The organism is Pannonibacter sp. (genome assembly GCF_051860505.1).
Lineage (GTDB): Bacteria > Pseudomonadota > Alphaproteobacteria > Rhizobiales > Stappiaceae > Pannonibacter.
Genome location: NZ_JBHYDX010000044.1, coordinates 1 through 10,099 on the forward strand (window position 1 = coordinate 1; position 10,099 = coordinate 10,099).

Genomic DNA, 10,099 nt, shown 5'->3' on the forward strand with positions numbered 1-10,099 from the left:
TGTTTCGATGCAAAACAGGGAATCACGGATCAACACCAAAGGGAATCCCGAATCTGGTCAGATACGACACGCTCTAACGTCCGGATCAGCCGGAGGAAGCCGGCGGACGATACCCTGGCAAGGTCCAGCCGCGGGCAATAGCTCCTGCCCGCAGAACGAAGGCCGCTGCAGCTCCGACGATGGCTGCCGGCCACAAGGCGAGACCGAGCACGGTCAGCACAACAAAGACCGTAGACCCGATCACTGCTGCGGAAATGTAAAGCTCCGGCTTCACGATGGCCGAGGGATCGCCCACCACGACATCCCGCAGAACCCCGCCGAACGTGGCCGTCAACACGCCCATCAGGACGGCGACGACCGGCATGTCCCCAACCGAAAGTGCCTTTGCCGACCCCATCACGCAATAGGCAGCCAGACCGACCGCGTCCGCCCAGCGCAGCGGCTTGCCCCAGCTCTCGACGATATGGGCTCCGAACCACATCAGCACGCTGACGCCGAAACAGACAAGCAGATAGCCCTCAGACTTGGTCCAGAACACCGGAACGCCCAACAACAGATCACGCAAGGTGCCGCCGCCAATGCCGGTCATCGTGGCAAAAAACAGGAACGCGATCAGATCCATGTTCTTGCGCGAGGCGACTATGGCGCCCGTGACAGCGAACACGGCAACGCCGAGATAATCCAGCACCCGCAGGAAATTCAGCAGCGGATCAATCGGCAGGTCCAGTGTCAGATCCATGGTCAATCTCGGTTTGGCACGGCTGGAAACGTCCCAACGGTATCACAGCGGCTTTGCACTGTCCGGGAACGGACGACAAACAAAAATCCCGGCGCGATCGTTCTCGCGCCGGGATCGTGTCAGGCAGTAAAATGCAGTCAGCCGAGCATGTTGCGCTTGGCGAGTGTGCGCAGACGCAGGGCGTTCAGTTTGATAAAGCCAGCTGCATCCTTCTGATCATAGGCACCCTGATCGTCCTCGAACGTGACCAGTTTATCGGAGTAGAGCGATTTCGGGCTCTCGCGGCCGGTGACCATGACATTGCCCTTGTAGAGCTTGAGCGTCACTTCGCCCTCGACATGTTCCTGGCTCTTGTCGATGAGAGCCTGCAGCATCTCGCGCTCCGGCGAGAACCAGAAGCCGTAATAGATCAGCTCTGCATAGCGCGGCATGATCTCGTCCTTGAGATGCGCGGCGCCACGGTCCAGCGTGATCGATTCCATCGCCCGGTGAGCGGTGAGCAGGATGGTGCCGCCCGGGGTCTCGTAGACGCCGCGGCTCTTCATGCCGACGAAACGGTTCTCGACGAGATCAAGACGGCCGATGCCGTTGTCACGGCCATAATCGTTGAGCTTGGCCAGCAGCGTTGCCGGCGACAGACGCTCGCCGTTGATCGACACGGCGTCACCACGCTCGAAGCCGATCTTGATGACCGTGGCCTTGTCAGGAGCCGCTTCCGGGGAGATCGTGCGCATATGCACGTATTCCGGAGCTTCCATCGCCGGATCTTCCAGCACCTTGCCCTCGGAGGACGAGTGCAGCAGGTTGGCATCGACGGAGAATGGCGCTTCGCCCTTCTTGTCCTTGGCCACCGGGATCTGGTGCTTTTCGGCGAAGTCCAGAAGGTCGGTGCGGCTCTTGAAGGTCCAGTCGCGCCACGGCGCGATGATCTTGATGTCCGGGTTCAGCGCATAGGCCGACAGTTCGAAGCGAACCTGGTCGTTGCCCTTGCCGGTCGCACCATGGGCGATGGCATCGGCGCCGGTCTTCTTGGCGATCTCGATCAGATGCTTGGAAATCAGCGGGCGGGCGATGGACGTGCCCAGCAGGTAGACGCCTTCATAGACCGCGTTGGCGCGGAACATCGGGAACACGAAATCGCGGACGAATTCCTCACGCACGTCCTCGATGAAGATTTCCTTGATGCCAAGCATCTCGGCCTTCTTGCGGGCCGGTTCCAGTTCCTCGCCCTGGCCAAGGTCGGCGGTGAAGGTCACCACTTCGGCGCCCAGCTCCGTCTGGAGCCACTTCAGGATGATGGAGGTGTCGAGGCCGCCGGAATAGGCAAGCACGACCTTCTTGATGTCGCCATGGGCCATGAGAAATGTCCGATGCTGTTCTGCGAGATATTTGGCCGTCCGAAACAGGGTTCGAAAGCCGTCAAAAACCGCCGGCACTCTAGTCAGGACCGTGCGCAGTGGAAAGTCCTTTTGTAAGGCGGCTTCACCTTGTTCGGAAATGGAATGCTTCGCTGCGAATCAGCCGCTTGCGGGCGTTCGGGGGCAGATGTATTTTCCGCCGCCGCCTTGTGGGGAGGCAATCGTTGCCCCCCTGCAGCTTCAGGCGCATTCGCCACAAGGATGACCCATGCGTCTCATCGCTTCCTGTCTTCTGCTCCTCGGAATTCTTGCTGCCCCTGCCCTCCCTGCGGTCGCCGGCGACCTGTCCGCCAAGCGCGGCCCTGCGGAGCCGTTCAGCTTCGATACCGTGATTGATCAGGCCAAGGCACTTGGTGCCAAGCCATACGTCGAGCCGCGCAGCCGCGCCGCCGAAACGCTGGAAAAGATCGACTTCGATGCGCACTGGAAGATCCGCTTCGATGCGGACGAGACCGTGAAGATCTCCGACACGGCCCCGGTCCAGTTCTTCCACCTCGGCCGCTATTTCAAGCAACCGGTCAGGATCTATGAGGTCAACAGCGGCGTTGCCCGTGAGGTCCTGTACGATCCGACCTATTTCGCCAGCCCGGACGACAGCCCGGCCCGCGATCTGCCGGCCGACATCGGCTTCGCCGGCTTCCGCATCATGCGCGGCGACCTGAAGACCGACTGGATCTCCTTCCTCGGCGCGTCCTACTTCCGCACGGACGGCCAGTCTAACCAGTACGGCCAGTCCGCCCGCGGCCTCGCCCTGAACACCGGCATGTCGCAGCCGGAAGAGTTCCCGCGCTTCACCTCGTTCTGGCTCGCACCGGGCGAAAACGCCGATGAAACCATGATCCTCTACGCCCTGCTCGACAGCCCAAGCGTCGCAGGCGCCTACAAGATGACCATGCGCAACGTCGAGGGCGAAGGCCAGACCATCGACATCGACAGCCGCCTGTTCTTCCGTGCGCCCGTCGAACGCCTCGGCATCGCTCCGCTGACCAGCATGTACTGGTACTCGGAGACCAACCGCTCGATGGGCCTCGACTGGCGTCCGGAGGTGCACGACACCGACGGCCTGTCCATCGTGATGGAAAACGGCGAGCAGATCTGGCGTCCGCTGAACAACCCGAAGGGCCTGCGCACCTCGACCTTCCAGGCGTCCAACCTGAAGGGCTTTGGCCTTGCCCAGCGCGACCGCGATTTCGTCAATTATGAAGACGATGGCGTGTTCTACGACAAGCGTCCGTCGGTCTGGATCGAGCCACAGGCTCCGTTCGGTGAAGGCGCTGTCCAGCTGGTCGAAATCCCGACCGATGACGAGATCTACGACAACATCGTCGCCTACTTCCTGCCGAAGACCCTGCCGGTCGCCGGCGAGGAGCGGCGCTTCGCCTATCGCATGTACTGGAAGGACCACCATCCGCTTCCGGGCGTGGGCTCGCGCACGGTTGCCACCCGCGTCGGCCAGGGCGGTGTGCCGGGCCAGCCGCGCCCGGCCGACCAGATCAAGGTCTCCATCGACTTCGAAGGTCCCGCTCTCAAGGGCCTCGGCCAGGGCGATGGCGTGAAGCCGGTTGTGGAACTGTCGCGCGGCGAAGCCATCAACCCGTACCTGCTGCCGGTTGTCGGAACCGACCGCTGGCGCCTGATCTTCGACGCCAAGGTTGCCGATCACGACCCGATCGAAGCCCGCGTCTACCTGAAGAAGGGCGACGATGTGGTCAGCGAAACCTGGCTTGGCCAGATCACGCATGAACTGGTCGCACGCCTGCAGTAAAGCCCCTCGCGACCCTTTGAAACAGGGAAAAGGACCGGTCACCGCCGGTCCTTTTTTCTTTTGAACGTCTCCCAGTTTCAAAAGCGATCACTTGAGAAGTGACCTAAGTACCCGAGGTGCAAAATCGCGCATGTGAGAAAAAAACCGAATGAAAACGAGCAAATCGGCAATGATCGCTGTAACGCAATAAATATAAAATATTGAAACAATCAGTTGTTTATCTCTCTGCGAGACTACAACCGATAAAATCGTTGAAACTGGACATAAGCTTCCGCAGCGCCACCTCAGCCCACGAACTTTAGATATTTATTAAAGCAACAGGCGCTTAGTTATTCCAACGGTCCAGAAGCTGGACAGGTCGGGAATAGAAAAATGGCATTTTCGCTTGCACGCCTCAGCATCCGGATCCCCGCAGCACTCGTCGGCTGCGCCCTGGCAACCGGCGCACTCATCGGCGTCCTGTCCTACCAGAGCAGTTCAAGTGAACTGCTCAGGGCATCGGAAGTCAAACTCGAGGCCCTGGCGGCAGCCCGGAAGGCGGAACTGGCGCAGTATCTGGGCAGTATCGTCGAAGACCTGTCCGTCATCAGCCGCAGTCCGATGGTCTCGCAGGCACTGCTTGCTTATGACGATGCATGGAAGCAGCTTGGTGACGATCCGCAAGCAACGCTGCAGAAGGCCTATATCCAGGACAATCCGAACCCGACCGGTGAAAAAGACGCCCTGATGAGTGCCGGCACGAGCGCCTATGATACAGTTCACGGCACTTATCATCCCTGGCTGCGCGACCTGCTGAAGACCCGCGGCTACTATGACATCTTTCTATTCAACCAGTCGGGAGACCTGATCTACACGGTCTTCAAGGAACTGGACTATGCCACCAACCTGAACACCGGCACCTGGAAGGACAGCGATCTCGGCAGCGCCTTCCGGGCTGCAGCCAAGTCGCCGGCAGGAACCGCATCTTTCTTTGACTTCAAGGGCTATGGCCCCAGCAACGGGGCTCAGGCCAGTTTCATCGCAACGCCCGTCTTTCGCGATGGGGAGCGGATTGGCGTGCTTGCCTTTCAGATGCCGGTCGATCGCCTGAACAGCATCATGGGTCAGGCCGGCGGCCTTGGCGTCAGCGGTGAAACCATCCTGATTGGCGCAGATGGACGGTTCCGGGCAGACTCAGCCAAGTCACCGGAGGTGAACGATATCCAGGTCACCGAACTCAGCGGCGACGTTGTTGCTGCTGGCATCGCCGGCAAGACCACCACAGGTGAGTTAACCGGCTACCGGGATGCGACTTTTGTCGCAGCTGTTACGCCACTCGAGTTCCAGGGCACGAACTGGACCATCGTCGCCGTTCAGGACTATGACGAGGTGACAGCGCCCGCGCGGCAATTGCGCAACCAGATCCTGATGATTTTCGCCGGTGCTGCCGTCGTTGTGGCGCTGGTTGGGCTGTTCATCGCCCGTGGCATCGTCCGGCCCATCCAGGGTCTGGTGCGCGATGCCTCCGAACTTGCCGGCGGCAATGTCGACGTCGACTTCACGGCGACCAGCCGCAAGGATGAAATCGGCGATATTGCCCAGGCCATCGCCGGCTTCCGCGATACCGTGGCCGAACAGGCGCGCCTTGCTGCGGCCGAAGCGCGGGAACAGGAAGAACGCTTGGCACGGCAGAAGCGGATCGAGGACCTGCTCGACCAGTTCCGCTTCCAATCCGAGGAAATGCTCGGATCCGTTGCCTCCAATATGCAGCAGATGCAGACGACGGCGCAGAACCTGATCCGGATTTCGACCTCGGCCGCCGAGACAGCAGGCAGTGCTGCGGACGCAACAACAACCGCATCGCAGAACGTACAGGTCGTCGCATCGGCAGCCGAGGAGCTTTCCGCCTCGATCTCCGAGATCGGCGGCCGCGTCAACGAGACAACCCTCGTCATCCGTGATGCCACACAGCAGGCGATTGAAAGCAACGAGAAGATGAACAATCTCGCCACGGCCGCGCAGCGGATTGGTGAAGTTGTCGACCTTATTCGCGCCATCGCCGAACAGACCAACCTTCTTGCCCTGAATGCCACGATTGAGGCCGCCCGTGCCGGGGAAGCCGGCCGCGGCTTTGCGGTCGTTGCCGCCGAAGTCAAGGAACTGGCCAACCAGACCTCCAAGGCCACGGAGGAAATCAGCGGACAGGTCTCTGAAATCCAGTCCTGGACCGGCGACGCTGTCCGCGCCATCAGCGGCATTGCCGAGATCATGGACAAGGCGAACCAGTACACCAGTTCGATCGCCGCAGCTGTTCAGGAGCAGGACGCAGCAACACGGGAGATCAGCCGCAGCGCAAGCGACACCTCCAGCAGCACGGTGGCAGCAGCCCGTAACATGAACGAAGTGACCAGTTCGGTGGCAGAAACCCGGACCTGCGCCAATGAAGTCGATACAGCCTCCAGCTCCGTTGCCGGCCGTGTCGACCAGCTTGGCCATCTGGTCAGCTCATTCCTGCGCAATGTCGCAGCGGCCTGAACGCGACCGCTGGGAAGAATGACAGGGGGCCGGCGCATCGCGTCGGCCACAAAGCACTGAAAAAACTCGTTTGCTTCCTGGATATCGCTCGGCGTCATCAAGCTGAGATCGGCAAATGCTGGCCCCTTCTGTTCCCGACACGCCTCAGGCAAACGCTTTGATCATCAGCGAAACGGCGTCGTCGACGATAACCTGCATCGTTTCGCGGTCAGGCCCGCCGCCCGTCATCAGATAGGGATAGAACCCTCTCGCCTTGATCAGACCCATGAACTGGACGGCAGCCAGTTCCGGCGTTCCCTGCGTGAATGCGCCATCCGCGAAGGCCGCATCCATGAACGCGCCGAAAGCGCGCATTTTGTCGATCTGCTGGGCAAACTCGGCCGCAAGAACCGGATGGCGGATGGTTTCCCCCATCAGCATCCGTGCCATGCGCATGAAGCAGGGATCGATGAGGAGATTCCCTTCGGCCCAGCCAAGGCGCAGCAGTTGCGTCCTGAGGTCCTCGCCCGGAACGTAGACCACATCGAGCGCCGCAAGCATGCGGTTGGCCAGGCAATCGATGATGGCGCGGAACAGCACGTCCTTGCTGGCAAAATGATTGTAGACTGTGCGCTTGGATACGGCAGCACGATCGGAGATGCGGTCCATGCTGGCCCCGGCAAATCCCCGTTCCTGAAACTCCGCAATGGCTGCCTCGATGATCTGCTTACGCTTCTGGTCGCTGACAGACAGGCCCTGATTTTCGCTCATGCGGCTTTGATCTCAAAAATTGCCCCCTATGTAAACTCGGGAGTTTACATATCACGCAAGATGAATGTAAACTGCACCGTGTAGTTTACTCCTTCAGCCAGATTTTAGCCACGGGAGACGTGACATGGCAATTTCCCTCACCTTGAACGGGGAGGCGCGCGTCATTGACGCCGATCCGCAAACCCCGCTGCTCTGGATCCTGCGCGACACGCTTGGTCTCACCGGAACAAAATTCGGCTGTGGCGTCGCCCAGTGCGGTGCCTGCACCATTCATCTCGATGGCACCCCGGTTCGCTCCTGCCAAACCTTCCTCGGTGACGCGGAAGGCGCAAACATCACGACGATCGAAGGCGTCGAATCTCCCGCTGCGACCGCAATCCGCGCCGCCTGGACGGAACTCGACGTGCCACAATGCGGCTATTGCCAGTCCGGGCAGATCATGGCCGCAACCGCCCTTCTGACCGAAACGCCGAAACCGACCGATGACGACATCGACGCGGCCATGGACGGCAACGTCTGTCGCTGTGCCACCTACGCCCGGATCCGCAGCGCCATCCATCTCGCTGCCGAAAAGCTGGAGGGCTGATCCATGCTGCACCATCTGACCAATCCGATCGCCGCCGCGACCCCATCCCGCCGCACCTTTCTCAAGCTGACCGCCGGCGCTGCCGGCGGCCTTCTGCTTGCCCTGCGCCTTCCCGGCAGCACGGCCCAGGCCGCAGCGGGCGACAGCCTTGTCCACCCCTTCCTGCACGTCAGGGCTGACGGCAGCGTGATGGTGTTGTCAAAACACCTCGACAAGGGCCAGGGCATTGCCACAGGCCTTGCAACGCTTGTTGCCGACGAACTGGATGCGGCCTGGGAACAAGTCCAGGTCGAATTCGCACCGGCCAATGCGGAGGTCTACAAGAACCTCTTCTTCGGTATGCAAGGCACGGGCGGCTCCACGGCCATCGCAAATTCCTTCCAGCAGTACCGGCAGGCCGGTGCGACTGCGCGCGCCATGCTCGTTGCCGCTGCGGCCAAGGCCTGGTCGGTCCCGGCTGGCGAGATCACCGTCAGCGCGGGCAGCCTCGGCCATGCCTCAGGCAAGTCTTCGGGATTTGGCGAAATGGCCGGTCTCGCAGCGGCCGAGCCTGTGCCGGCCGAAGCGCCGCTCAAGACGCCCGATCAGTGGGTCTACATCGGCAAATCGTTCCCGCGCCTCGACACGCGCAGCAAGACGATCGGCGCTGCCGGCGTCTATGGCATGGACCAGCGCTTTGACAACATGCTGGTCGCCGTCCTCGCCCGGCCCAACCGCTTCGGCGGCACAGTGGCCGGCTTCGACGACAGTGCCGCGCGGACAATCGACGGGGTCAGCGATGTCATTGGCCTGCCCAGCGGCGTAGCAGTCCTTGCAAAGGACACCTGGTCCGCCATGCAGGGACGCGACGCCCTGAGCGTCACCTTTGACGACAGTGCCGCCGAACTGCGCTCAAGCGACGAAATGGCAAGGGAACTGGCCGAACTGACCGCCCAGCCCGGCCTGAAGGCGCATGGCGAGGGCGACGCTGAAGCAGCCCTCTCAGGCGCTGCCAAGGTCATCGAAGCCGACTACAGCTTCCCCTTCCTCGCCCACGCGCCGATGGAGCCGCTGGATATCACCGTCCTGTTCGACGGCAGCACGGCGACCTTCTGGACCGGGGCCCAGTTCCAGACCATCGACCAGATGGTCGCAGCCCAGGTCCTCGGCCTGGCCCCGGACAAGATTGCCATCAACACCCTATGGGCAGGCGGCTCGTTCGGTCGCCGCGCCCAGCCTGACAGCCATTATTTTGCCGAGGCTGCCCTGCTGGCGAAGGCATGGCTCGACAAGGGCAATGCTCCCCGTCACCTGAAGATTGTCTGGACCCGCGAGGATGACATCAAGGGCGGCTACTATCGTCCCATGATGGCGCACAAGGTTCGCGTCGGCCTCGATGCCGAGGGCCGGATCGTCGGCTGGCATCACCGGGTTGCCGGCAAGTCGATCATGATCGGCACGGCCTTCGAGTCCTTCGTCGTCAAGAACGGCATTGATGAGACCAGCGTCGAGGGGCTTGGCAACACCCCTTACGCGCTGGAAAACCTGCATGTCGAGGTCCATAACGCCAAGACAGCGGTGCCGGTGTTGTGGTGGCGCTCGGTCGGCCACACCCACACGGCCTATGTGATGGAAACGATGCTGGACCGTGTCGCGCGGGAAGCCGGCAAGGATCCGGTCGCCTATCGCGAGGAGTTGCTGAAGAACGACCCGCGCAAGCTTGCGGTGCTGAAGCTGGCGGCAGAGAAAGCGGGCTGGGGCAATCCCTTGGCCGAGGGCCGGTTCCGTGGTGTCGCCGTGCATAAGTCGTTCAACAGCTATGTCGCAGAAGTGGCGGAAATCTCGTTCCGGGATGATGGAACGGTGAAGGTGGAGAAGGTCGTCTGTGCTGTCGACTGCGGCGTGCCGGTCAACCCCGACAACATCAAGGCCCAGATCGAAGGCGGCATCGGCTATGGCCTTGGTGCCATCCTGCGCAACGAGATCACGCTGACGGCAGGTGAAGTGGACCAGTCAAACTTCGACAGCTACCTGCCGCTGCGCCTGACGGACATGCCGCAGATCGAGGTTCACATCATCCCCTCGACCGAAGCCCCGACCGGTATCGGCGAACCGGGAACGCCGCCCATTGGCCCGGCCGTTGCCAATGCGATTGCGGCAGCACGTGGCGAGTGGGTGACAAACCTGCCGTTCTCCCGCAGCGGTCTGGCCTGACACCAGAGGCGCAACCGCCCCAGAAAACAAGAGGCCGCCCGGTGGGCGGCCTGAGCTTGAGGACAAACCTCGATCTCACCGAAGTCATCCCGGCCAAGCGAAGCGCCGAGCCGGGACCGGAGAGCCGGGGCTTC

At 61.6% G+C, this 10,099-nt stretch carries 7 protein-coding genes; 4 read left to right on the forward strand and 3 right to left on the reverse strand.

Going from position 1 to position 10,099, the window contains the following annotated elements; all coding sequences use genetic code 11:
- Positions 1 to 85: 85 nt before the first annotated feature.
- Both ACTIFE_RS20220 and ACTIFE_RS20225 read right to left on the reverse strand, forming a co-directional pair.
- Positions 86 to 739 (reverse strand): trimeric intracellular cation channel family protein, encoded by a 654-nt coding sequence (locus ACTIFE_RS20220; RefSeq protein WP_439530947.1) that lies wholly within the window; start codon positions 737 to 739, stop codon positions 86 to 88.
- 137 nt (positions 740 to 876) lie between these two features.
- Entirely contained in the window at positions 877 to 2,097 is a 1,221-nt protein-coding gene (locus tag ACTIFE_RS20225; RefSeq protein ID WP_439530948.1) for an argininosuccinate synthase, read from the reverse strand.
- Positions 2,098 to 2,365: 268 nt separating this feature from the next.
- On the opposite strand from ACTIFE_RS20225, the gene ACTIFE_RS20230 reads away from it, so the two are divergent.
- Together ACTIFE_RS20230 and ACTIFE_RS20235 are read left to right on the forward strand one after the other, a co-directional pair.
- A complete protein-coding gene (locus tag ACTIFE_RS20230) occupies positions 2,366 to 3,922 on the forward strand; it encodes a glucan biosynthesis protein (RefSeq protein WP_439530949.1) in 1,557 nt (518 codons plus the stop codon).
- A gap of 372 nt (positions 3,923 to 4,294) precedes the next feature.
- Complete coding sequence (locus ACTIFE_RS20235; RefSeq protein ID WP_439530950.1) at positions 4,295 to 6,436, forward strand: methyl-accepting chemotaxis protein; 2,142 nt, start codon at positions 4,295 to 4,297, stop codon at positions 6,434 to 6,436.
- 144 nt (positions 6,437 to 6,580) lie between these two features.
- Here the strand turns inward: ACTIFE_RS20235 and ACTIFE_RS20240 are convergent, their stop codons facing one another.
- Complete coding sequence (locus ACTIFE_RS20240; RefSeq protein WP_439530951.1) at positions 6,581 to 7,186, reverse strand: TetR/AcrR family transcriptional regulator; 606 nt, start codon at positions 7,184 to 7,186, stop codon at positions 6,581 to 6,583.
- A 124-nt stretch (positions 7,187 to 7,310) separates the two neighbouring features.
- Here ACTIFE_RS20240 and ACTIFE_RS20245 point away from each other — a divergent pair, with 124 nt between their 5' ends.
- Positions 7,311 to 7,772, forward strand: coding sequence for a (2Fe-2S)-binding protein (locus ACTIFE_RS20245; RefSeq protein ID WP_439530952.1), 462 nt, complete (start codon positions 7,311 to 7,313; stop codon positions 7,770 to 7,772).
- A 3-nt stretch (positions 7,773 to 7,775) separates the two neighbouring features.
- On the forward strand, positions 7,776 to 9,965 hold the full coding sequence (locus tag ACTIFE_RS20250) for a molybdopterin cofactor-binding domain-containing protein (RefSeq protein ID WP_439530953.1): 2,190 nt from the start codon (positions 7,776 to 7,778) through the stop codon (positions 9,963 to 9,965).
- The last annotated feature ends 134 nt before the right edge of the window (positions 9,966 to 10,099 follow it).

Coding starts and splice junctions, on each gene's coding strand:
- ACTIFE_RS20220 (WP_439530947.1), bottom strand. CDS start 739: ATGGATCTGACACTGGACCTGCCGATTGATCCGCTGCTGAATTTCCTG.
- ACTIFE_RS20225 (WP_439530948.1), bottom strand. CDS start 2,097: ATGGCCCATGGCGACATCAAGAAGGTCGTGCTTGCCTATTCCGGCGGC.
- ACTIFE_RS20230 (WP_439530949.1), top strand. CDS start 2,366: ATGCGTCTCATCGCTTCCTGTCTTCTGCTCCTCGGAATTCTTGCTGCC.
- ACTIFE_RS20235 (WP_439530950.1), top strand. CDS start 4,295: ATGGCATTTTCGCTTGCACGCCTCAGCATCCGGATCCCCGCAGCACTC.
- ACTIFE_RS20240 (WP_439530951.1), bottom strand. CDS start 7,186: ATGAGCGAAAATCAGGGCCTGTCTGTCAGCGACCAGAAGCGTAAGCAG.
- ACTIFE_RS20245 (WP_439530952.1), top strand. CDS start 7,311: ATGGCAATTTCCCTCACCTTGAACGGGGAGGCGCGCGTCATTGACGCC.
- ACTIFE_RS20250 (WP_439530953.1), top strand. CDS start 7,776: ATGCTGCACCATCTGACCAATCCGATCGCCGCCGCGACCCCATCCCGC.